Raw genomic sequence first — 22728 nt, 5'->3', positions numbered from 1 at the left:
CCTTCCTTAAGCTGCGTCATCCTGGGCGGTGTGTGGGCTCGGCGAATCGGTCGTGTCGTCGGTGCGCCGGCCGGTCAGACTGAAGAAGACCTCATCCAGGCTGGGCAGCCGCAGCGACAGCTCGGCCATCTCGATGCCGGCGCCCTCCAGGTGGCGTACCACCGTGCCGAAGGCCGCGTCGTCGTCGACGGGCACGGTCAGCACGTCGCGGGAGGTCGCGTCCGGTCGGCGGTGCAGCGCCTGCTCGACGACGACGGTCGCCTCGGCCAGCCGGGCGGGGTCCCTGGGACGCACGACGATCGTCTGACCGCCGACGGCGCGCTTGAGCTCCGGAGGTGTGCCGCGCGCGATCACCTTGCCCTGGTCGATGACGGAGATCTCGTCCGCGAGCGCATCCGCCTCCTCCATGTACTGCGTGGTGAGCAGGACGGTCCCGCCGGATCGGGAGACCGAACGGATCATCCGCCAGACCTCTTCGCGTTTGCCCGGGTCGAGACCCGTGGTGGGCTCGTCGAGGAACACCACGCTGGGGCGGCCGATCATGCTCGCCGCGAGATCGAGCCGTCGCCGCATGCCCCCGGAGTACGTGCGCACCCGCCGGTCAGCGACGTCGGCCAGCTCGAAGTCCTGCAGCAACCGGTGCGTGCGTGCCCGGGCGTCGCCCTTGCGCATGCCGAGTAGCCGTCCGAACATCGTCAGGTTCTCGGCAGCGGTGAGGTCCTCGTCCAACGAGGCGAATTGCCCGGTCAGACTGATCCGTTTCCGGATCTCGGATGCCTCGGCGGCGACGTCGTGTCCCAGCACCGCGGCCCGTCCACCGTCCAGCCGTTCAAGCGTGGCCAAGATGCGCACGATGGTCGTCTTTCCCGCCCCGTTCGGCCCGAGCAGGCCGTGGATGGTGCCCGGCTCGACGACGAGGTCCACACCGTCGACGGCCCGGGTCTCGCCGAACACCTTGACCAGTCCGGTTGTCTCGATCGCGGGGATCATCACTGGCCTCCCGCGGACGCGTGACGCTCATCCGCCGCCGGCGGGATGTTGAGGTTGACCCGGAACACGTTCTCCGGATCCCAGGTCCGCTTGACCTCAGACAGGCGCCGGTAGTTCTCCGGCGTGAAGGCAGCGGCGGTACGGGCAGGGTCGTTCAGGAAGTTCAGGAATGATCCGCCGGTGGCATACGTGCGGAGCCGGTCCGTCAGCCCGTCCAGCGCGTCGATCGCCGCCGCGTCGTCGGGCCCTCCGAGCATCGCCGCGCAGCTGATCGAGAACGGCACGTCCCGGTGGCCGGCGGGGCCGGCGTGCGCGCCGGGGTGAGCGATGGCCCCGCCCCAGTGCCGGATCTCGACGCCCGCAACCGGGGTGTCCACGGTGTCGACGACGGCTCCGATGACCTCACCGGGCAACTCCCGGAACAGGTCGAACCGCTGCTCGACCGCCATCGGCGGATGTGCCGCACCGGCAAGTGCGGCGCTGGCCTCACCGAACGTCGACTCCGTGAGGCCTCCGGTGAGCGGGGTGCCGGCAGCGTCGAGCAGCCGGTTCAGCGCCTTACGCGCACCTCGGGCCTCGGCCGGGCAGAACACACGGATTCCGATGACGCCCCGGCCTCGGATCGGGTCGGGTACCTGGGGCGCGTCCGGCATGCGCGCGATCATGATCCCGGTGTTGAGCTCGTCCGACACATCGACCGCCCACTCGCTGTACAGCGCGAGGATGTCGGCGGCGTGCTCGGCGGGGTAGTAGAGCATCCCGGCGAGTACCCGAGGCACGTCGAAGAGCAACAGCTCCAGGGCCGTCACCACGCCGAAGTTGCCGCCGCCACCGCGGATCGCCCAGTACAGGTCCGGGTACTCTTCACCGCTGACGGTGAGCGGACGACCATCGGCGGTGACGAGGTCGGCGCTGACCACGCTGTCGGCGGCGTATCCGAAGGTGCGGGAGAGAAACCCCGCTCCGCCGCCGAGGGTGTAGCCGGTCACGCCGACGGAGAGGGTGCCGGAGATCGGAGCCAGACCGTACGATGCGGCGGCGGTCACCACGTCCGCCCAACGGGCGCCGGGCCCGACCCGCGCGGTGCGGCTCTCCGGGTCGACCACCACGTCGGCCATCCGGCCGGTCTTCAGCAGCAGCCCGCCGTCCGCCGGGAGGTAGGTGCCGTGGCCGGTGGCCTGAACCGCGAACGGAAGTGCGTGTTCGCGTGCGGCCCGCACGGCGACGGCGACGTCGCGGGCGTCCGCGGCCTCGGCGACCAGCTCCGGCCGCGGGTCGATGACCGTGTGCCACGAGTGTCGCTCGCGGTCATAACCGTCGTCTCCGGGAATGTGCACGTCGCCGGTGAACTGCCTGTGCAGCGTGGCGGTGACGGGTGGTGCCGGGGTGAGCGTCATGGTGTGTCGTCCTCCTTGTCGAAACGGTGCCGGTCGGTCCGCGGCACCGTCGTCGTCGATCGTCGTCGCTGCCGACCGTCCGCGTCGTCGCACGTGAGGAGGCATTCTTGGGTACTGATCAGGGCGCAGCCGGCGGCGCGCGTACTCCACCGGTAGTACGCGCCGACACCTCCACACGCAGGACGACGCGCGGTGGCGAGGTGTCTACGATGTCCGCATGCCCTCGAAGCGTCCTGTGAGCTCTCTGCTCGTTGCCGGCTGGGTGGTCTCCGCCCTCGGCATGACCGCCGCCTACCTGCAGTGGCGGGCGTATGTCCGCGAGGTGGAGGAACGCGCCGCGGAGGCGGAACGCACCCGGGAAGAGGCGGCACTGCGGCGCGCCGGGGAGGAGCGGCTGCGGATCGCGCGGGAGCTGCACGACTCGCTGACCCACAACATCTCGATCATCAAGGTGCAGGCCGGTGTCGCCGTGCACCTGGCGCGCAAGAACGGCGAGGACGTGCCCGACGCGCTGCTCGCCATCCAGGACGCCAGCAGCGAGGCCGCCCGTGAGCTGCGGTCCACCTTGGAGGTTCTGCGCGCCGACGACGATCCGCGCACCAGCACATTGGACCGTGTGGACGAACTGGCGGAGCGGGCGCGGGCGGCAGGTGTGCCGGTGAAGCTGGAGATCGTGGGCAACCGGCGTACCGTTCCCGGCGATGTCGATCTCGCGGCGTACCGGATCATCCAGGAGGCGCTGACGAACGTGGCGCGGCACGCCGGGCCGTCGTCGTCGGCGCTGGTCCGGCTGGAGTACGACGCGCACGGGTTGGTGATTCGGATCGATGACGACGGCGTGGCATCGGTCGATCGTCCGTCGGAGCCGGGCGTCGGACTCATCGGCATGCGCGAGCGGGTGACTGCGCTGGGTGGACGGCTCGACACGGGTCCGCGAGACGGCGGCGGGTTCACCGTGCTGGCCGAGTTGCCGCTCGGACCGTCGTGATGAACGGTGGTGCGGCTGGAACGGGCGGCGTGGCCGGAACTCGAGGCGCGGCCGGGACCAGTGCGGCGGGCCGGGATCTGAGTCGTCCGATCCGCGTGGTGCTGGTCGACGACCAACCGCTGATCCGGGGCGGATTCCGCGCGCTGCTGGACGCCGAGGCGGACATCCACGTCGTCGGAGAGGCGGCCGACGGCGAGAACGGCGTGGCCGTGATCCGCCGCGAACGGCCGGACGTGGCGTTGATGGATGTACAGATGCCCGTGGTGAACGGCGTGGAGGCGACACGGCAGATCGCCGCCGACCCGGACCTGGCCGACGTGCACGTGGTGATCCTGACCAACTACGGTATCGACCAGTACGTGTTCGAGGCGCTCCGGGCCGGAGCCGGTGGATTCCTGGTCAAAGACATCGAGCCGGTGGATCTGCTGCAGGCCGTGCGGTCGGCCGCGCGCGGCGACGCGCTGCTGTCGCCCGCGATCACATGGAAACTGATCAGCGAGTACGTTTCCCGGCCGCAGGCCTCATCGGACGCGCGCGGGCTGGACGGCTTGACCAACCGGGAACGCGAGGTGCTCGCTCTGGTGGGCCGGGGATTGTCCAACGAGGAGATCGCCGAGCAGATGGTGATCAGCCCTCTGACCGCGAAGACCCACGTCAGCCGCGCCATGGTCAAGCTCGGGGCACGGGACCGGGCACAGTTGGTGGTCATTGCCTACGAGTCGGGCCTGATCGAACCGCGACGGATGGGCACGGGTCGCGGTCATGCACCCCACGATGAGACGGGTTCAGGGTGATGCGCTTAAGAGTGCAGCGCCCCGGGGGACGGCGCGCTGCGGGACAGCGCTTCACGACGCGGCGTTTGAGTACGCAACGGGTCGAGATAACCGAGAGGACGGCGAGTGACCAGGATCGCGGTGGTCGGGGCAGGGATTGTCGGGGCCGGTGTGGCGTATCATCTCGCGGCTCGGGGTGCGGACGTGGTGGTGATCGACGACGCCCGGCCAGAGCGAGCGACTGCCGCGGGCGCCGGGATCATCGCACCGGTCAGTAGCCGTACGTCCGACGACGAGCGCAGTGACTACATGTTCGCGGCGGCTGCGCATTACCTCGAGCTGATTGAACGATTCGAGGTAGGCGGCCTGACTGAGCACTCCTACGGCGCGACCGGTCAGTTGATCGTGGCGCTGGACGACGCCGAACTCGTCCAGCTGGAAGCGGTGGCGGAGCGTGCGTCGGCGCTGATCGCGCAGAAGGGGACCGTGGGCATCGGCTCGCCGGAGATGCTGACCCAGGCCGAGATCAGGCGCCGGTTCCCGCCGGTGACGACGGCACGCGGCGCGCTCTGGCTGCCCGCCGTCGCACGGGTGGACGGCCGCAACATTCGCGAGCTGCTGATGACGATGGCGGCGCAACACGGCGCGCGAGTAGTCGAAGCGAGGGCCGAACTGGCACTGACCGGATCAGGCTCGGACAACGAACCCGGATCCCGGGTGCTCGGCGTGCGGGCCGGCGGCGAGCTGGTCACCGCGGACGCCGTGGTCGTCGCCGCCGGGGTGTGGGCGAAAGACGTTGCGGCGGAGACCGGGCTGGACCTGGCGCTGTATCCGCAGCGTGGTCAGATCGTCCATCTGCGCATGCCCGGTGGGTCCCAGTTGCCGGTGCTGAACACGTTCCGCGGACATTATCTGCTGTCCTTCCCCGGCGATCGGGTGGTGATCGGTGCGACGCGGGAGGACGACAGCGGGTTCGACGCGCACGCGACGGCGGGCGGAGTCGACGCCGTGATCCGGAACGGCTTCAGCCTGGTGCCCGACCTGAGCGAGGCGGAGTGGCTGGAGGTCCGGGTGGGTATCCGTCCGGCCAGCCGGGACGGCGCACCGATACTCGGACCGGTGCCGGGTGTCGACGGCCTATGGCTGGCCACCGGCTTCGGTGCGACCGGCCTGACGCTGGGGCCGTATTCCGCCAAGCTGCTCGCCGAATCGGTGCTGGGTGGGGCACCCGCGATTCCAGCTGCGTTTGCGCCTGATCGGCGTGTCATCAATCCGTCGATGACACGCCGATGACGCGCCGAGGTCCGGGTCACGAGCTGGTGACGACCCGCCGATCACCGCCGACGACCCGTCGACCCCGCCGACGACGCGCCGACGACGCGCCGACGACCCCGCCGAGATCGGTGGGGGAGCGGCGGCACTGAGAAGATGTCCGCCGTGACTGATCACGATTCGCGTGCGCCGGGCGGGAACCGGTTGCCATGGCCCGACGGCTGGCGCTGGACCCGTCGCCGGGAGCGTGCTTACGCGGCGCGAGGTGTGGACGGGGTGCGCACTGTGCACGTCGCTGCCGGTGGATTCCAGGACAGCGGCGTGCTGCTGCCGATGAAAGCGATGTCGCCGTGGTGGGCGTTGCTGTTCGCGTTCCTCGGACTGGTCTGTGTGGCGGGCGCGGTGGTGCTCTTGGTCGCGGCCCTCGCGCAGCAGCAGTGGACCAATTTGATCGGCTTCGTCGTCCTGGGTGGCTTCGGCACGATCTTCTGTCTGTCCGCGGTGGCCGTGACTCGGCAGAGGCGGGAGGCAGTCCCGGGACTGCGGCTGACGCCTGCCAGGATCGTCTACGACGGCGGTACACGCCAGAGCCCGGTGTCGATCCCGTGGGAGGAGATACAGGGCATCCGGCTGTTCACCAACCGCTACGGATACCGGACCATAGGGCCGCGGCCGTGGCATAACTGGTTCACCCTGGAGGTGAAGGACCCGTCGGCCGTGCTCGAACCGGTCGGGCATCGAGCGACGCGGAGACTGGCGGAGAATCTACGCAGCCGCGGCGTGGTGGCGATCCCCGATGCGCGATGGCAGATGGATGCGGTGGTGGCGTACCGGGCCGTCCTGTTCTATCTGGAGAACCCGGACGGCCGCCGGGAGCTGGCCGACACCACCGCAGTCACGCGCATCCGAAACGGTGCAGGTCACGGCGGGTTGTCGTAGTCGTCCCGGCGCTCCACCATCTCCGTGCGGCGCGGCCCGCGGCCGATGGTGATGATCAGAGACAACACCACGGCCAGCGCCCCCACGCCGGTGAGTACCCAGCCGATGACGCTGAGATCGAAATCGGCCAGCCTGTCTCGCACCCCGAGCGCGAGGATCAGGCCGACCGCCATCAAGAAGATACCGAGGCCCAGACCCATGTCAATGCCTCCGTCCTCATCGGTTCACGCTGCGGGTACCCGGTACTCGACCGGCCAAACATGCAGTACCGCGCCGATGGGCGTGCGGCGCCGCGTCGTCGCCGTGCCCCTCAGACGGCGGCGTGCCCTCGGGCTGCGGCGTGCGCGGCGGGCATCCATCGCGTGGAGTACCACGCGTCCACGGCGGCCACGACCATCACCGCCGCGCCGAGCATGTGCAGGCCGACAAGGAACTCGGGCAGTTCCAGCCGGTACTGGACGACACCGATCAGACCTTGGGCGAACTCCACGCCGATGAGGATGAGCGCAGCGCGCGCGGATCGGCCTGGCGACCCCACGGCACGGGCGGCCACGTAGAGACCGATGGAGAGTCCGACCAGGACCATCACCGAGTCGGCGTGCACGTGGGTGACCGTTGCGACGTCAAGGCCGGTCCGTTTGGCGTCGGGATCGCCGGCGTGCGGTCCGCTACCGGTGACCACCGTCCCGAGATAGACCGCGACGGCGGTCGCGGCGAGAACGAGCAGGCCCAGCCGCTCCAACCAGACGTTGCCGACCCGCGGCGGCAATGCCCCGGCCGGACGTTGAGCCCTGCGCACCAGGACCGTGGCGACGCCGACGAGGACAGCCGAGACCAGGAAGTGGAACATCACCACCCACGGGTTCAGGTCCGTCCACACGGTGATCCCGCCGATGAAAGCTTGCGCGGGGATGACACAGAGCAGGAAGAGCGAGGGGAGGAGCAGATCGCGACGCGGCCGGGGGGAACTGAAGGTGCGGATGACGGCCATCAGCATCGCGAACGCGACCGCGCCGAGCACGAACGTCAGCAGCCGGTTCCCGAACTCGATGACGCCGTGCGCGCCCATCTCCGGTGTGGATGTCAGCGATCCTTCAGTGCAGTGCGGCCAGTCCGGACAGCCGAGTCCGGAATCGGTGAGCCGGACGGCGCCGCCGGTGACGATGATGCCGGCCTGCGTGACCAGGGACGCGACAGCGAGCCGGCGCAGCGCCTTCTCGGACGGCAATGGAAGCCGGCGGAGTAGGTGGTGCGGGCTTCCCTTCTCCGCGGTGTTCGGCGTCGCGGTGGTGGTCACCGTGCCATCTTAGTGGGCGGTTCCCCAGGCCTCGGGCGCGGTATCAACCCCACCAGGGCGGTCATTCCCACCGGAACCAGCGGGCGGCCGCGGCTAAGCCCACGGCCGACCATGCCGTCAGTATGCCGATGTCGCCCCACGGCACGCCGCCGCCGTCGGCGAGGACGGAGCGCAGCCCATCGGCCAGGGCTCCCGTCGGAGTTACCCCGGCCCCAGCCGCCAGCCAGCCCGGCAGCTGGTCGAAGGGGATGACGACGCCGCCGAGCACCAGCAAGAGCAGGTACACGAGGTTCGCTGCCGCCAGCGTGGCCTCGGCTCGCAGCGTACCGGCCATCAGCAGCGCAAGGCCCGCGAAGGCTAGCGTCCCCGCGATCAACAGAGCCGCGACGGCGAGGATGGAGCCGCGCGGCTGCCAGCCCAGGGCGAGGCCGAGGCCACCCACCAGTGTCACTTGCAGTGCCTCGATGACCAGCACGGTCAATGCCTTCGACAGCAGTAAGGCCCACCTGGGGAGCGGTGAGACGGCGAGCCGTTTGAGTACGCCGTATCGGCGCTCGTACCCGGTGGCGATCGCCAGCGAGGTGAACGCCGTGGACATGACGGTCAGCGCCAGGATGCCCGGAACCAGGAAGTCGACCCGGTCGTAGCCGGCAGTGTCGAACACAGGGACCGCAGTGAGCAGGGCGAGCAAGACCACCGGGATGACGGCGGTGAGCAGCAACTGCTCGCCGTTGCGCAGTAGCAGCCGGGTCTCGAAGGTCGTCTGTGTGGTCAGCATCCGCCAGACCGGCGCGGATCCCGGGGCGGGTACGTGCGTCATCCGGGGCATGGCACGTCCAGAGATCGTGCGTGGCACGCTGCGGAGACGTCGACCCGCCCGATATGCGCGGAATCTGGCGGCGCTGAGCGTGCCATGCCGCGAGGATCGGTCATTGCGTCCTCCGTCCGGTGAGCTCGAGCACCACGTCCTCCAGCGAGCGCCGTCCGACCTGCAGTCCTTCGGGCATGACGTCGTGCGCGGCACACCACGATGTCACCGTCGCGAGCAGCTGGGGGGTCACCTGTCCACGAACCACGTAGCGACCAGGAGCGCTCTCGTCGACCGTGCTGCTCTCGGGTAGCGCTTGACGCAACGACTCCAGGCCCATCCGCGGCGGCCCGGTGAACTGAACGGTCGACTCGTCCTGCTTGGTGAGCTCGAGGGGAGACCCTCGAGCTACAAGGCGACCGCGGTCGACGATGGCGACGTCATCCGAGAGCTGCTCGGCCTCATCGATCAGATGTGTGGTCAGCACCACCGTGACGCCGTCGGCGCGAAGATCGCCGAGCAGCTCCCACACGGAGCGGCGCATCTGCGGATCGAGGCCGGCGGTTGGCTCATCTAGAAAGACCAGCTCCGGGCGACCTACCAGTGCGGCTGCGAGCGCCACGCGTTGGCGCTGACCGCCGGAGAGTCGCCGGATCGGGGTTTTGCCCGCCTCGCCCAATCCTAGGCGTTCGACCAGCGTAGGGACGTCCAGCGGGCTGGCATGCAGGCGGGCAAGATGGGCGATCAGTTCGGCGGCGCGCGACCCCGGATACAGGCCGGCGCCTTCCTGCAGCATGACGCCGATGCGAGGGCGCAGCCGGGACCCGTCGCGGCGCGGGTCGAGGCCGAGGACTCGGACGGTGCCGGAATCCGGGCGGCGGAAACCCACGCAGCATTCCACGGTGGTGGTTTTGCCGGCGCCGTTGGGTCCGAGCAGGGAGGTGATGGTGCCTCGCTCGACGGTCAGATCGAGGCCGGTCACGGCGGTCGTGTCACCGTACCGCTTGGTCAGCGCAGCGATCTCCACGGCACGGGACATACTCACCCTGTGAGTCTCCCATGTGTGCCGGGCTGATCCGGATGGCGGGAGCTCACGCGGGGGAGCGGCCGTACTGTGCCCATATCTCACTGGGGACGTGGTCGAGGACGCGATTCATGAGCTCGAGCCGGGGAAGCACGTCGTCGGCGTCGAGGTGGCCCTTGGAGTAGGAGAGCATGACGTTGCCGTCGATCCGCCAAGCCCACGTGCCAGTGTCCATCAGCAGGTTCACCATGGCCGGATGGAGCAGGCGCGCACCGAAGTCCTGATCGTCACACTTCACCTTGAACCGCCGGTCGAACTCGTCGTTGCCGGTATTCATCCGGCGGAAGCCGAAGGCCTGCGCGAACTTGCCGCCCAGCACGCCTTCCGCGCCGAGAGAAATCGGTGGAAGCGAGGCGGGCAGGGCGATTCGCCAGACGGCGTAGTAGTGCGTTGTGCTGCTCGCATGCTGGCCGGTCGACGTTGTGGTGACGTAGTAGTACTCGAAGGCGACGAACTCGCGATCTTGGTGCCGGCCGGTGATGACGTTGCGGGCCTTGGCGCGGCGAGGGTGTCCGCGGAACGGGGGACCGGGCGGAAAGGTTGAGGGCAGGGAGTCCTTGCGGTGGACCCACTGCCAGCCATGTAGATGCGCCAGCTCTTGGAGAGCTTGGCGTCGCCGCTTGGCGCTGACGGCGGTGAACATGACGATGACCAGCACCACCGCGAGCACCGTGGCTCCGATCACGACGACCGTGCCCTCCATCGGCCCTCCCTCACTCGGTTGCCCCAGTATCCCAGCCAGATGGCAGGGCTGAAGCGGCACTGCCCGGCTTCAGCCCCGCCAGTCTGTCGCTTCAGAAGGGCGGTATTTCGTCGTCTTCGGGGCGGACGCTGAGGCGTTGGGCGGTGGTGCTGTTCGTCATGTCAGCGGGTTCCGTAGTGCCCTCACGGTCCGAAGCGTGATCGGCGCTGTCAGCGTTGCGGTTGCCTTGGTCGGCGGTTGCGGTGGTGGCGTGGCGGATGCGGCGTAGTTTCTCGGCCACACGCGCCTTACTGCCGTGCCCGCCGTCGCCGGCATCGTCACTGTCGTCGTTGGTGTGGTGGTCGTTCCTGGTGGTTGCGGGGTGGGGGTTGGGCAGGGTGGGGATGATCGCTGGGGCGCGGTTGGTGTAGCGGTGTCCGAGCGGGCTGTGCCAGATGGTGGTGCCGGTGTCGGGGCGGTGGGCTTTCCAGCCGCCGTCGTGGCGTAGGCGGTGGTCGTGGCGGCATAGGCAGGCCAGGTTGCCCGCGACGGTGAGTCCGCCGAGGCAGAATTCGTGTTCGTGGTCCTGATCCGCCCGTACGGCGGGCATCCGGCAGGTCGGGTGTGTGCAGGTGCGGTCTCGGATCTGGATGTGCCGGCGTAGCCCGGCGCCGGCGCGACGCCGACGCACGCCCGTGTCCGCGTCGGCACCGTCACCTGTTCCGGCGCCATTGGCGGTGCCGATACCGGAACCCGCTCCGTGGCCGGAACCCGTACTGGTGCCGGACCCGGGACTCGTACCGGTGCCGGAACCGTTACTCGAACCCGTGTGGGTGCCGGTGGTGGTCTCGCCGGCGGTGGCGGTGGTGTGTTGGCGGGCGAGGTCGGTGATGACCGCGGCCCAACGGGCACACTCCTGCACCGGTATCTGGGCGTGGGCAGGCTCGTCCGCCGCCTGGCCGTCGGTGGCGGTGTGGATCAGGGTGGCCAGGCGGGCCAGCATCGAGATGGTGACATGCAGCTCGAGGATCCCGCCACGGCGGGCATCCCGACGCACCACTTGCCCATCCGGTGAGCGGGGCCGGGCGGTGGTGATTCCGGTCTGGATCAACTGCCCGTCGTCGTTGCAGATGGCGAACCGCCACTGCGCGGAGTGCATTCGTGCGGCGATCTGGCGGGCCACGGCGGCGGGAACGAAGTCCCAGGCGGGGATCTCACCGGGGTGCTCGTCCACACCGAGCAGGCTCGCCAACCCGATACGCAACTCCGGCACCGACCAACCACCCACACCAGGGCGCGACGATGACGCACCCGCACCATCCGCATCAGCCGAGGCTGTGTTGTCGTCGGTGGGAGAGCTGGTCGCACCGCTACCGGGTGTATCGGTCTGGCCGGCAGGGCCGGTCGTGCCCGCGTCATCGTGAGGATCGCACGTGTTCGTGCTCGTGGTGCGAGCGCTGGAGGAACCATCCTTGCCGCCGCGCCGGCCGGAGTCACGACCTGCACAGCCGCCGCCAGAGCCAGGGCCACCGTCGCCGGCGGCGTCACCGCCGCCGGAGCCGTCGTCACCGGGGCTGTCGTCGTCGGGAGCGTCAGGCCCGCTACCGCCACCCGGAGCGTCGGAACCGCCGGAGCGGTCACCAGGACCGCCGTCGTCGTCGGAACCGCCCGAACCGTCAGGGTCGCTGCCGTCGCCCGCACCGCCGGAACCACCAGGCCCGCCGCTGGAGCCGTCGCCGCCCTGATCGTCGGAACCACCAGGCCCGCCGCTGGAGCCGTCGTCGTCGCCGTCGGGGTCGTTGCCGTTGCCCTGGTCGTCGGAACCGCCGTGGCCGTGGTCGTCGTCGGTTCCATTGTCGGGGTCGTTGCTGGTGGCGGGGCCATCGCCGCTGGGACGGTCGGTTCCGCCGCTGGTGTTGGTGGTGGTGTCGTCGGTGAAGGGGTGGTTGAGGATGTGGGTGATGATCTGGTCTTCGTCGAGGTCTTCCAGCGTCCCGTCGAGCATGCCGAGGAACAGATCGACCCGGATGTGGTCGATCTTGCGGGTATCACCGGCCTTCTTACACGCCCGCGCCAACACGTCGATACGCTCGCACGCGGCGGCGGCCCGGTCGATGGGCAGGTCGTAGCCGGCCACGTTCGCGCTGCCGTCAGGGTTACGCGAGCCCACCACCCGGCGACCCCGGATTGCTTTGCGGTACTTCTTCTCCGCCCACTCGGGGTCGATCGCGATCGCGGCTTTCTTGATCGCATCGATCAACTCCGCCACCGTCATCCCCGGCGCGTCCGGGAGCAGGAAGGCGCAGATGTAGCCGGCCTGATCATCGTCGAGGCCGTCGGTCCAGGACACGAAGGCCTGCGCGCGGGGCTCGTCCAACACCCCGGTCAGCATCGCCTGACCCAGCATGGGCAGGCGATGGTGGATGTCGTAGGCGAAACCGAACACCCGCCCGGCGCGTGAACGTGACCACACCAGCGCCGCGCGGGCCTCCTCCGGGGCGAACTCTCCCGGCACCTGTACCCGTTGCAGCGTGTCCGCCGAGCCGGGTACCCGCATCCCGGTCTCCAGCAGACACAGCAGGAACAACGCCCGGTCCCGGGTGGCCTGGCGGTAGGCCGCCTTCATCACCTCGACGGTGTCACGCCCGGACACGCCCGCGATCGGGATGTCCTCCAACATCGCCAGCAGATCCGCACCCGCCGGCACCGCATCCAGGCCCTGCGGAACCGGCCACGGCCCACCACCGCCACCGCCAGAGTCCTCGTCGCCACCGCCGTCGCCGTGGCGGGCCGCGGCATCACCGCCACGCCGCACCGGCGCATCGTCACCGGGACGCGCGTCGTTGCAGGGCTCGCCGTCGTCGCCGTCGCGGCGGGGCTCGTCGTCGCCGCTACCGCGGGGCACGGCGTCGTCGTGGACAGCGTCACCGGGCACGGCGTCGTCGTCGCTGGGATGGGGTTGAACGGACATGGCGGCCGGCCTCCAAAAGGCACAACGGTCAACGGACCGGGCCGGCCGCACCCGCCGAACCCACACCAACCACCACAGAACTCAAACACACCGAGCGGAAACCAGAAACAACACCGCTCCAACACTGATAAACCCACCCTACATCGAACATACATGCGAACGCAAGAGTATTTCCAAGCATGATGGAGTACCGGCCATCTTCGACGGCTCTGGCGCGCGGCGGGGCCCTGGGGAGGTCGTCTCACTGGCGGACTCTCGGGCGCCTGGCAGATGGCCGCCATGTCAAGCATCCCGACGTCACTCAATTAGGTAAGGCTGACCTGCGTGATTGATGCCACTCGCATCCCGGCGGCGTGGCATTTGTATGGCGCGCGGAAATAGAGCACGATGGTGTTGTGAAAAACATGCATGCGGCTACCGCGGCGACGGAGAGCACCTCCGTCGTGCAGGAGTCGCATGCCCGGACACGTGAGCGCGTTGCTCGGGCGATTCTAGAGAACGGGCCGTCCACTGCGGCGGCGCTAGGCGATCAGCTCGGGCTCACCCCAGCGGCAGTGCGCCGGCATCTGGACGCATTGCTGAGCGACGGTGTGATCGAGTCGCGCGAACAGCGCGTCTACGGTCAACGCGGTCGGGGTCGGCCGGCGAAGGTCTTCGTCCTCACCGACGCGGGCCGGGACGAATTCGAGCAGGCCTACGATGATCTCGCGGTCCGTGCGCTTCGGTTCCTGGCCGAAACCGGGGGAGAGGAGCTCGTCACCGAGTTCGCCCGGCGACGCGTGGCCGAGTTGGAGCGGCGGTACCGGCCGATCATCCAGGCGGCCCACCCAGGCGGCCGGACATCGGCCCTGGCGGCGGCGCTGAGCGACGACGGGTACGCTGCCTCGGCGGCCGAATCGCCGGTGACCGAGGGTGAGCAGCTATGCCAGCACCACTGCCCGGTGGCGCACGTCGCCGAGCAGTTTCCACAGCTCTGCGAGGCGGAGACCGAGGCGTTCGCGCGACTGCTGAACACCCACGTGCAGCGGATCGCGACCATCGCACACGGCGACGGCGTGTGCACGACACACGTACCTCGACCAGTCGAGGTAGCACAGCGGGACACGGACGATTCCTAAGGAGAGGATCCTTCGCATATGACCACCATCGAACATCCGGAACTCGAAGGCCTCGGACGCTATGAGTACGGCTGGGCGGACCCCGACACCGCGGGTGCGACGGCGAAGCGCGGCCTGAGCGAGGACGTCGTCCGGGAGATCTCCGCGCTGAAGAACGAGCCTGAGTGGATGCTCGAGACGCGTCTGAAGGCACTGCGGCTGTTCCAGAAGAAGCCGATGCCGACCTGGGGCGCCGACGTCTCCGACATCGACTTCGACAACATCAAGTACTTCGTCCGCTCCACTGAGCAGCAGGCGACCTCCTGGGACGAGTTGCCGGCGGACATCAAGAACACCTATGACAAGCTCGGCATCCCCGAGGCGGAGAAGCAGCGGCTGGTGGCCGGTGTGGCCGCACAGTACGAGTCCGAGGTGGTCTACCACCAGATCCGCGAGGACCTGGAGGAGCAGGGTGTCATCTTCATGGACACCGACACCGGACTGCGCGAGCACCCGGAGCTGTTCAAGGAGTACTTCGCCTCGGTGATCCCGGCGGGGGACAACAAGTTCTCCGCTCTGAACACGGCGGTCTGGTCCGGCGGGTCGTTCATCTACGTGCCGAAGGGTGTGCACGTCGAGATCCCGTTGCAGGCCTACTTCCGGATCAACACCGAGAACATGGGTCAGTTCGAGCGAACCCTGATCATCGTCGACGAGGACGCCTACGTCCACTATGTCGAGGGCTGCACCGCGCCGATCTACTCGTCCGACTCGCTGCACAGCGCCGTCGTCGAGATCGTCGTCAAGAAGGGTGCACGCTGCCGCTACACGACCATCCAGAACTGGTCGAACAACGTGTACAACCTGGTCACCAAGCGGGCCACCGCCGCCGAGGGCGCCACCATGGAGTGGGTCGACGGCAACATCGGCTCCAAGGTCACCATGAAGTACCCGGCGATCTGGCTGATGGGCGAGCACGCCAAGGGCGAGACGCTTTCGCTGGCGTTCGCCGGCGAGGACCAGCACCAGGACTCGGGCGCGAAGATGGTGCACATGGCGCCGAACACGTCCAGCTCGATCGTCTCCAAGTCGGTCGCGCGGGGCGGCGGCCGCACGTCTTACCGTGGCCTGGTTCAGGTCATGCCACGGGCGACGGGCAGCGCCAGTAACGTGCTGTGCGACGCGCTGCTGGTGGACACGGTCTCGCGTTCGGACACGTACCCGTACGTGGACATCCGCAACGACGACGTGGCGATGGGGCACGAGGCGACCGTCTCCAAGGTCAGCGAGGAGCAGCTGTTCTACCTGACCAGCCGGGGGATCCCGGAGGACGAGGCGATGGCGATGATCGTGCGCGGCTTCATCGAGCCGATCGCCCGGGAGCTGCCGATGGAGTACGCCCTCGAGCTCAACCGGCTGATCGAGCTGCAGATGGAAGGCGCCGTCGGCTGACCCGGCCGGCACGAGTTCCGACGACCGACGACGAGACATGACCACCGCCTGCCGAGAGCGCTGAGTGCAGGCGCAGGGTCGCAGGCGCAAGGATATGACCGACAGGATCAGGAGCAGATGAGCACCGCCACCGAGACGCCGGCCCAGCACGGCTTGGCCGCCCACTCACACGGCGCCGGCACCAAGAGTGTCAAGGGCGCGCTTGATCGGTTCGCGTCGTTCGACGTGGCCGACCATTCCGTTCCGCACGGCCGCGAGGAGGAGTGGCGGTTCGTCCCGATGAGTCGCCTACGCGGCCTGCACGATGACGCCGCGTTGGACGGCAGCGACTACACCGTGGCCGTCGACGTGGATCCGCGGGTCACCGCGACCTCGGTCGGCGCGGACGACTCCCGCAAGGGGAGCTCCACGTACGTGCCGGTGGACCGGCCGAGCGCGCGGGCGTGGGCGGCGGCGGAGAAGACGTTCACCGTGGACATCCCACGCGACGAGATCATCGAGCGGCCTTCGGTGATTCGGCTCACCGGGACGTCGGCGGATCGGGGTGCGGCCGGACACCTGGTGATCACCGCCGGCCGGCACAGTAAGTCGGTGGTGGTGATCGAGTACGACGGCTCGTCGTCGTTCGTGGAGAACGTGGAGGTCGTGGCCGAGGACGGCGCGGAGTTGACGGTCGTCGCCGTGCAGGACTGGGCCGACGACGCGGTGCACCTGGCGCACCACCATGTGCACGTCGGCCGGGACGCCACGGTCAAACACGCCGTGATCACCTTCGGCGGTGACCTGGTCCGCAACGGCACGACGCTGAACTACGCCGGTCCAGGAGGCGACGCGACGCTTCTCGGCCTGTACTACGCCGACGCCGGTCAGTTCATCGAGAACCGGCTGGTCGTCGACCACAACACCCCGAACGCGAAGAGCGACGTCGAGTACAAGGGTGCGCTGCAGGGCAAGAGCGCCCACGCGGTGTGGGTAGGCGATGTCCTCATCCGCAAGGAAGCCACCGGGATCAACACCTACGAGCTCAACCGGAACCTGGTACTCACCGACGGTGCACGTGCCGACTCCGTGCCGAACCTGGAGATCGAGACCGGTGAGATCGAGGGCGCGGGACACGCCAGTGCCACCGGGCGGTTCGATGACGAGCAGCTCTTCTACCTGCGGGCCCGCGGTATTCCCGAGGACCTGGCGCGCAAGCTGGTGGTCCGCGGCTTCTTCGCGTCGCTGATCAACCGGATCGGCGTCCCGGAGATCAAGGACCGGCTGATGACGACGGTCGAGCGCGAGCTCGCGGTGGCCGAAGAGCTCGCCGCGGAAGCCGCCGGCGACGCGTGACGGACAGACTCCAAACAAAGACTTCACGAGGACGAGACGAGGAATAGACCACCGATGAGCACTCTCGAGATCCGCGACCTGCACGTCTCCGTCGAGACGGAGAACGGTCCGGTGCAGATCCTGCACGGCGTGAACCTGACCGTGAACAGCGGTCAGACGCACGCCATCATGGGGCCGAACGGCTCCGGCAAGTCCACGCTGGCGTACGCGCTCGCCGGACACCCGAAGTACACGGTGACTTCCGGGTCGCTCACCCTCGACGGCGAGGACCTGCTGGAGATGACCCCGGACGAGCGGGCGCGCGCCGGGATGTTCCTGGCGATGCAGTACCCGGTGGAGGTGCCGGGCGTCTCCGTCTCCAACTTCCTGCGCAGCGCGAAGACCGCGATCGACGGCGAGGCGCCGAAGCTGCGGACGTGGGTCAAGGACGTTAAGACGGCGATGGACAACCTGCGCATCGACCCGGAGTTCTCCGAGCGTGACCTGAACACCGGCTTCTCCGGCGGTGAGAAGAAGCGGCACGAGATCCTGCAGCTGGAGCTGCTGAACCCGACGTTCGCCGTGCTCGACGAGACCGACTCCGGTCTGGACATCGACGCGCTGCGGATCGTCTCCGACGGGGTGAACCGGTTCTCCTCCGGCGGGGACAAGGGTGTGCTGCTGATCACGCACTACACCCGGATCCTGCGCTACATCAAGCCGGACTTCGTGCACGTCTTCGTCGGCGGCAAGGTCGCCGAGGAAGGTGGCCCGGAGCTGGCCGAGAAGCTGGAAGAGCACGGCTACGCCGACTACGTCGGCGAAGGCGCCGCCGTCTAACCCCGGCCGAGCCCTAAATGATCATGTGAAGTAGGTTTTCTCGGGCCGTACCAGGGTTGCCGACCTGGTAGTGCACGAGAAAACCTGGTGGTGCGACGACAGGAGGGCAGACGTGGCGCACCAGGCAGCCAGCCCGCTCGACGTGGATCGGATCCGCAAGGACTTCCCGATCCTCGAGCGCAGGCTGGCCGGTGACCGGCCGCTGACGTATCTCGACTCGGCCAACACCTCGCAGAAACCCCGTCCGGTTCTGGAGGCGCTGACCGAGCACTACGAACGGCACAACGCCAACGTGGCCCGCGCCGTGCACCAGCTCGGTGAGGAGTCGACAGCGGCCTACGAAGGCGCTCGGGACAAGATCGCGGCGTTCATCGGCTCGCCCAGCCGGGACGAGGTGGTGTTCGCCAAGAACGCCTCCGAGGCGCTCAACCTGGTGGCGAACACGCTGGCCAGCGGGTTGGCAGAAGACCCGCGTTACCGGCTCGGCCCCGGCGACGAGATCGTCATCACCGAGATGGAGCACCACTCCAACATCGTGCCGTGGCAGCTCGTCGCCCAGCGCACCGGCGCGACGCTGCGCTGGTTCGGCATCACCGAGGACGGCCGGCTCGACCTGACGGCACTGGAAGAGCTGGTCAACCCACGCACCAAGATCGTCTCGCTGACCTACCAGTCCAATCTGCTCGGCACCGTCAACCCGATCCAGACCGTGGTGGAGCAGGCGCGCAAGGTGGGCGCGCTCGTACTGGTCGACGCGGCGCAGGCGGTGCCGCACATGCCGGTGGACGTCTCCACGCTCGGTGCCGACCTGCTCGCTTTCACCGGGCACAAGATGTGCGGTCCCACCGGAATCGGCGTGTTGTGGGGTCGGTCCGAGGTGCTCGCCGCGCTGCCGCCGTTCCTGGGTGGTGGCGAGATGATCGAGACGGTCGCGATGGAGGGCTCGACGTTCGCGCCGGTGCCGCACAAGTTTGAGGCCGGCACTCCGCCGATCGCGCAGGCCATCGGTTTGGGCGCCGCGGTCGATTACCTGACCGGCATCGGGATGGACACGATTCACCAGCACGAACAGGTCATCACGGCGTACGCGCTGGATCGGCTACGGCACGTCGAGGGCGTGACGATCGTCGGGCCGGACAGCACGGTCGAGCGCGGCGGGACGATCTCGTTCACCGTCGACGGTGTGCACCCGCACGACGTCGGTCAGCTGCTGGACGAACAGGGCGTGGCGGTCCGGGTCGGACACCACTGTGCCCGTCCGATCTGTGTACGGTTCGGAATACCTGCGACCACGCGAGCGTCGTTCTACCTGTACACCACCACCGCCGAGATCGACGCGATGGTGGACGGCATCGAGCAGGTGAAGAGGTTCTTCGGGTGAGCGAGTCCCTGTACCAGGAGATCATCCTGGACCACTACAAGAACCCGCACGGACGCGGGTTGCGGGAGCCGTTCGACGCCGAATCGCATCACGTCAACCCGACATGTGGCGACGAGATCACGGTCCGGGTTTCGCTCGACGGCGAGAAGGTGGCGGACGTCTCCTACGACGGCCAGGGCTGCTCCATCAGTCAGGCATCGGCCAGCGTGCTGCACGAGCTGCTGACCGGTGAGTCGCTGGACGAGGCTTTCGCCACGGAGGCTGCTTTCACGCAGTTGATGCAGGGCAAGGGCCAGGTAGAGCCGGATGAGGACGTGCTCGGCGACGGCATTGCGTTCGCCGGTGTGGCACGTTACCCGGCTAGGGTGAAGTGTGCGTTGTTGTCCTGGATGGCGTTCAAGGACGCGGCCGCGCGTGCGCTGTCCGGTGAGGAGAAATGAGCTATGACGACCACTGTCGACATTGAGGATCTGAAGGAGGCGCTGCGCGACGTCGTCGACCCCGAGCTGGGGATCAACGTCGTCGACCTCGGCCTGATCTACGGAGTGTCCGTCGACGACGACGGCGTCGCGACCGTGGACATGACGCTGACCAGCGCAGCCTGCCCGCTGACCGACGTCATCGAGGAGCAGGCGACAGCCGCCACCGATGGGCTGGTCAGCGGTCTGAAGATCAACTGGGTCTGGATGCCCCCGTGGGGTCCGGAGAAGATCACCGATGAGGGACGCGAACAGCTGCGCGCGCTTGGCTTCAACGTTTGAGCGGCGACGTGACGAGCGAGTGGAGTGGTCGGCATAGCGAGGGACGAGCGGAGTCGGCCGCGGAGCGCGCGAGGAGCGGAGCGCGACGAGACAACACGAGCGGCGACGTGACGAGCGAGTGGAGTGGTCGGCGTAGCGACATAGTCGTCTTCGACCTCGGTGGCGTGCTCGTCGACTGGAACCCGCGCTACCTCTACCGGCAGCTGTTGCCGTCCGACGCCGAGGTGGAGCGGTTCCTTGCCGAAGTCACCACATCTGCGTGGAACCTGGAGCAGGATCGTGGCCGTCCGTGGTCGGAGGCGGTCGAGAAGCTGACCGCTCAATATCCGGAGCACGCCGAACTGATCGCGGCGTACGACGCCCGCTGGGAGGAGATGATCGGCGGCGCGATCGAGGGCACGGTCGACATCCTGCGCGAGCTGCGCGACCGCGGTAGCCGGCTGTACGCGCTGACCAACTGGTCGGCGGAGAAGTTCGACTTGACCTATCCGCGCTTCGAGTGGATGTCCTGGTTCGAAGGGATCGTGGTTTCGGGCCGGGAACGGCTGGTGAAGCCGGATACGCGGATCTTCCAGGTGCTGTTCGAGCGGTACGGGATCGAGCCGTCGTCGGCGGTGTACATCGATGACAACCCGCCCAACGTCGACGCCGCCCGTGGTCTGGGCATGACCGCCCTGCGCTTCACCGACCCCGACGCGCTGCGGGCGGAGCTGTCCATGATCGACGAGGCAGAGCATGAAGGAAGGTACTGATGTCGGTACGGCCGATCCGGCTGTTCGGCGACCCGGTCCTGCGTACCAAGGCTGAACCGGTCGTCACGTTCGACAAGGAGCTGCGTGGCCTAGTCAAGGACCTGACCGAGACCATGCTCGACGCGGGCGGAGCGGGCTTGGCGGCACCTCAGCTGGGGGTGTCGCTGCGGGTGTTCACTTACGACGTCGACGGCGTCGTCGGGCATCTGATCAACCCGGACCTGGAGCTGTCCGAGGAGGAGCAGTTCGGACCCGAGGGGTGCCTGTCGATCCCCGGGCTGGAGTTCGACTGTCGGCGTGCGTTCGGTGTCGTCGCGAAGGGATTCAACGAGTACGGCGACCCGGTGACCATCGAGGGCACGGAACTGCTCGCCCGGGCGATCCAGCACGAGACCGACCACCTCGACGGCATTCTGTTCGTCGATCGGCTGGACCGAGAGAGCCGCAAGGCCGCCATGAAGGCGATCCGGGAGGCTCAGTGGGCGGGGGAGGAGCCACCGGAGGTGAAGGTCTCCCCGCACGCCATGTTCGGTCGCGCGACCTGACCATCGGCTCGCGCGTGGGCCGTAGCCCGCGGTCCAGAGGACCCTGCACGTGCCTCTGCCCGAGCCCTACGACAGAACCCCGGCCGGAACGCCTTCCAGCTCGCCTGGGCCGTTCGCGCGTGCCGTGACCGGTTAGCGCGCCGACGACGTGGGTAGCCCGACACAGCGTGGGCCCACGTGGGAATGGCTGGAATGCCGACGCCGCCGACGACGCTGACAGCATCGACGGCGCTGACGATATCGACGCTGACGATATCGGCGACTCTGACGACGCCCACCACCGTTCGGGGCCGGTCAAGATCGGCTTGATCTCGGACCCGGTTGCCGCACCGGTTGAGCTGGCCCGGCAGCTTGCCACCGACCTACCGTCAGAGCTGGCCGAACACGTACGGCGCGGACCGTGGGACGTGCAGCTGATCACCGAGCGGCTGCCGTTGAGTGACGCCCGGAACACGGCGATGACGACTCTTGCCGAGCAGCGCATGCGCACACACGGCTGGGACCTGGTGGTGTGCGTCACCGATCTCGTTCTGCGCGCGGGGAAACAGCCCATCGTCGCGGACGTAAGCCACCGGCGCAGGATCATCGTCGTCTCGCTGCCGGCATTCGGCGGCATGGCATTACGCCGCCGGGTTCGTCGGGTGTTGGTGCGGCTCATCGCGGAGATCTGTGATCCCGAGGTGCGCACCGTCCCGCCTGAGGGCACTGCTCGCCGACGCGGTCCGGGGCTGACGAGCCGGTTCCGGCGGATAACGCCGGAGCCTGCGGAGATCGACGCGCGTATCGTCGCGTCACGTGGAGGCTTGCGACTGCTGATCGGCATGGTGCGCAACAATCGGCCGTGGCGGCTCGTCCTCGGGCTGACCGGGCCGCTGGTCGGTGCGTTCGCGTTCAGCGCGTTCTACATGATCAACACGGTCACCTGGCAGCTGGCCAGCTCGATGGGACCGTTCCGGCTGCTGGCAGCGGTATCCGGATCGGTCGGGATCATGGTTGTGTGGTTGATCGTGTACCACCGGCTGTGGGAGGGCAGCGATGCGCCGCATGAGCAGTGGGAGACGGCGCTGTTCAACGTCTCGACTCTGGTGACGCTCACGATCGGCGTGGGCTGCATGTATGTCGCGTTGTTCCTGGTCAATCTCGCTGCCGCGGCCGTGGTGCTGACCGGAAGCGTGCTCGGCGAGTACGTCGGCGCGGATCCCGGTCTCCTCGACTACGTCGTGGTGACCATGCTGGTGACCGCCGCCGCGACGGTCGCTGGGGCGATCGGCTCCGGCTTCGAAAGCGAGGAGTCGATCCGTGAGGCCGCGTTCAGTTACCGGGAGCGCGAACGACGCGATATGCGCAAGAGCAACGGAGCCGGGTGACGTCGTCAGCCGGGCGAG

General features: G+C 68.3%; 22 protein-coding genes. 14 read left to right on the top strand and 8 right to left on the bottom strand.

What is annotated here, in order from left to right:
- Nucleotides 1-6 precede the first annotated feature (6 nt).
- Nucleotides 7-990 (bottom strand): ATP-binding cassette domain-containing protein, encoded by a 984-nt coding sequence (locus tag G1H10_RS18475; protein ID WP_163740486.1) that lies wholly within the window; start codon nucleotides 988-990, stop codon nucleotides 7-9.
- Entirely contained in the window at nucleotides 990-2387 is a 1398-nt protein-coding gene (locus G1H10_RS18470; RefSeq protein WP_163740484.1) for an FAD-binding oxidoreductase, read from the bottom strand. Before G1H10_RS18470 ends, G1H10_RS18475 begins: the two co-directional genes overlap by 1 nt.
- A 217-nt stretch (nucleotides 2388-2604) precedes the next feature.
- On the opposite strand from G1H10_RS18470, the gene G1H10_RS18465 reads away from it, so the two are divergent.
- From G1H10_RS18465 to G1H10_RS18450, 4 genes are all read left to right on the top strand, one after another.
- Nucleotides 2605-3375 carry a sensor histidine kinase gene (locus tag G1H10_RS18465; RefSeq protein ID WP_163740482.1) on the top strand — a complete coding sequence of 257 codons (771 nt, stop codon included), beginning with the start codon at nucleotides 2605-2607 and terminating at the stop codon, nucleotides 3373-3375.
- A 77-nt stretch (nucleotides 3376-3452) separates the two neighbouring features.
- Nucleotides 3453-4169 carry a response regulator gene (locus G1H10_RS18460; RefSeq protein WP_376778635.1) on the top strand — a complete coding sequence of 239 codons (717 nt, stop codon included), beginning with the start codon at nucleotides 3453-3455 and terminating at the stop codon, nucleotides 4167-4169.
- A 105-nt stretch (nucleotides 4170-4274) separates the two neighbouring features.
- Nucleotides 4275-5441 (top strand): NAD(P)/FAD-dependent oxidoreductase, encoded by a 1167-nt coding sequence (locus tag G1H10_RS18455; RefSeq protein WP_163740478.1) that lies wholly within the window; start codon nucleotides 4275-4277, stop codon nucleotides 5439-5441.
- Nucleotides 5442-5585: 144 nt separating this feature from the next.
- Entirely contained in the window at nucleotides 5586-6359 is a 774-nt protein-coding gene (locus G1H10_RS18450; RefSeq protein ID WP_163740476.1) for a hypothetical protein, read from the top strand.
- On the opposite strand, the gene G1H10_RS18445 is transcribed toward G1H10_RS18450, so the two are convergent.
- The 6 genes from G1H10_RS18445 to G1H10_RS18420 form a co-directional block, all read right to left on the bottom strand.
- Complete coding sequence (locus G1H10_RS18445) at nucleotides 6341-6559, bottom strand: DUF6458 family protein (protein WP_163740474.1); 219 nt, start codon at nucleotides 6557-6559, stop codon at nucleotides 6341-6343. The two genes, G1H10_RS18450 and G1H10_RS18445, sit on opposite strands and share 19 nt — an antisense overlap.
- A 110-nt stretch (nucleotides 6560-6669) precedes the next feature.
- A complete protein-coding gene (locus tag G1H10_RS18440; RefSeq protein ID WP_163740660.1) occupies nucleotides 6670-7587 on the bottom strand; it encodes a COX15/CtaA family protein in 918 nt (305 codons plus the stop codon).
- Between the two features lie 130 nt (nucleotides 7588-7717).
- Nucleotides 7718-8485, bottom strand: coding sequence for an ABC transporter permease (locus G1H10_RS18435; protein WP_163740472.1), 768 nt, complete (start codon nucleotides 8483-8485; stop codon nucleotides 7718-7720).
- Nucleotides 8486-8585: 100 nt separating this feature from the next.
- The gene (locus tag G1H10_RS18430; protein ID WP_163740470.1) at nucleotides 8586-9509 is read right to left on the bottom strand and encodes an ABC transporter ATP-binding protein; all 924 of its coding nucleotides are present in this window, start codon (nucleotides 9507-9509) and stop codon (nucleotides 8586-8588) included.
- 46 nt (nucleotides 9510-9555) lie between these two features.
- A complete protein-coding gene (locus tag G1H10_RS18425; protein WP_163740468.1) occupies nucleotides 9556-10251 on the bottom strand; it encodes a hypothetical protein in 696 nt (231 codons plus the stop codon).
- 91 nt (nucleotides 10252-10342) lie between these two features.
- A complete protein-coding gene (locus tag G1H10_RS18420) occupies nucleotides 10343-13201 on the bottom strand; it encodes an HNH endonuclease signature motif containing protein (RefSeq protein WP_163740467.1) in 2859 nt (952 codons plus the stop codon).
- Between the two features lie 404 nt (nucleotides 13202-13605).
- On the opposite strand from G1H10_RS18420, the gene G1H10_RS18415 reads away from it, so the two are divergent.
- The 10 genes from G1H10_RS18415 to G1H10_RS18370 all read left to right on the top strand — a co-directional run bounded on the left by G1H10_RS18415 (nucleotide 13606) and on the right by G1H10_RS18370 (nucleotide 22710).
- Complete coding sequence (locus G1H10_RS18415; RefSeq protein ID WP_163740659.1) at nucleotides 13606-14319, top strand: helix-turn-helix transcriptional regulator; 714 nt, start codon at nucleotides 13606-13608, stop codon at nucleotides 14317-14319.
- Between the two features lie 18 nt (nucleotides 14320-14337).
- Nucleotides 14338-15750, top strand: a complete 1413-nt coding sequence (sufB, locus tag G1H10_RS18410; RefSeq protein WP_163740465.1) for a Fe-S cluster assembly protein SufB — start codon at nucleotides 14338-14340, stop codon at nucleotides 15748-15750.
- A 117-nt stretch (nucleotides 15751-15867) separates the two neighbouring features.
- The gene (gene sufD / locus G1H10_RS18405) at nucleotides 15868-17085 is read left to right on the top strand and encodes a Fe-S cluster assembly protein SufD (protein ID WP_163740464.1); all 1218 of its coding nucleotides are present in this window, start codon (nucleotides 15868-15870) and stop codon (nucleotides 17083-17085) included.
- 54 nt (nucleotides 17086-17139) lie between these two features.
- Complete coding sequence (sufC, locus tag G1H10_RS18400; RefSeq protein ID WP_163740462.1) at nucleotides 17140-17904, top strand: Fe-S cluster assembly ATPase SufC; 765 nt, start codon at nucleotides 17140-17142, stop codon at nucleotides 17902-17904.
- A gap of 112 nt (nucleotides 17905-18016) precedes the next feature.
- Nucleotides 18017-19285 carry a cysteine desulfurase gene (locus G1H10_RS18395; protein WP_163740460.1) on the top strand — a complete coding sequence of 423 codons (1269 nt, stop codon included), beginning with the start codon at nucleotides 18017-18019 and terminating at the stop codon, nucleotides 19283-19285.
- Complete coding sequence (sufU, locus tag G1H10_RS18390) at nucleotides 19282-19725, top strand: Fe-S cluster assembly sulfur transfer protein SufU (RefSeq protein WP_312856607.1); 444 nt, start codon at nucleotides 19282-19284, stop codon at nucleotides 19723-19725. The genes G1H10_RS18395 and sufU overlap by 4 nt, the downstream gene beginning before the upstream one ends.
- 3 nt (nucleotides 19726-19728) lie before the next feature.
- The gene (locus G1H10_RS18385; RefSeq protein WP_163740458.1) at nucleotides 19729-20046 is read left to right on the top strand and encodes a metal-sulfur cluster assembly factor; all 318 of its coding nucleotides are present in this window, start codon (nucleotides 19729-19731) and stop codon (nucleotides 20044-20046) included.
- A 107-nt stretch (nucleotides 20047-20153) separates the two neighbouring features.
- Nucleotides 20154-20798, top strand: coding sequence for an HAD family hydrolase (locus G1H10_RS18380; protein ID WP_163740456.1), 645 nt, complete (start codon nucleotides 20154-20156; stop codon nucleotides 20796-20798).
- Nucleotides 20798-21343 carry a peptide deformylase gene (def, locus tag G1H10_RS18375; protein WP_163740454.1) on the top strand — a complete coding sequence of 182 codons (546 nt, stop codon included), beginning with the start codon at nucleotides 20798-20800 and terminating at the stop codon, nucleotides 21341-21343. The genes G1H10_RS18380 and def overlap by 1 nt, the downstream gene beginning before the upstream one ends.
- Nucleotides 21344-21510: 167 nt before the next feature.
- Nucleotides 21511-22710 (top strand): hypothetical protein, encoded by a 1200-nt coding sequence (locus tag G1H10_RS18370; RefSeq protein ID WP_163740452.1) that lies wholly within the window; start codon nucleotides 21511-21513, stop codon nucleotides 22708-22710.
- Nucleotides 22711-22728: the final 18 nt, after the last annotated feature.

It is taken from the genome of Phytoactinopolyspora halotolerans, from assembly GCF_010550675.1.
In the GTDB taxonomy this organism is placed as follows: Bacteria; Actinomycetota; Actinomycetes; order Jiangellales; family Jiangellaceae; genus Phytoactinopolyspora; species Phytoactinopolyspora halotolerans.
Note: the sequence above shows the minus strand (reverse complement) of the source record. Positions and strands in the feature narration are given on the sequence as shown.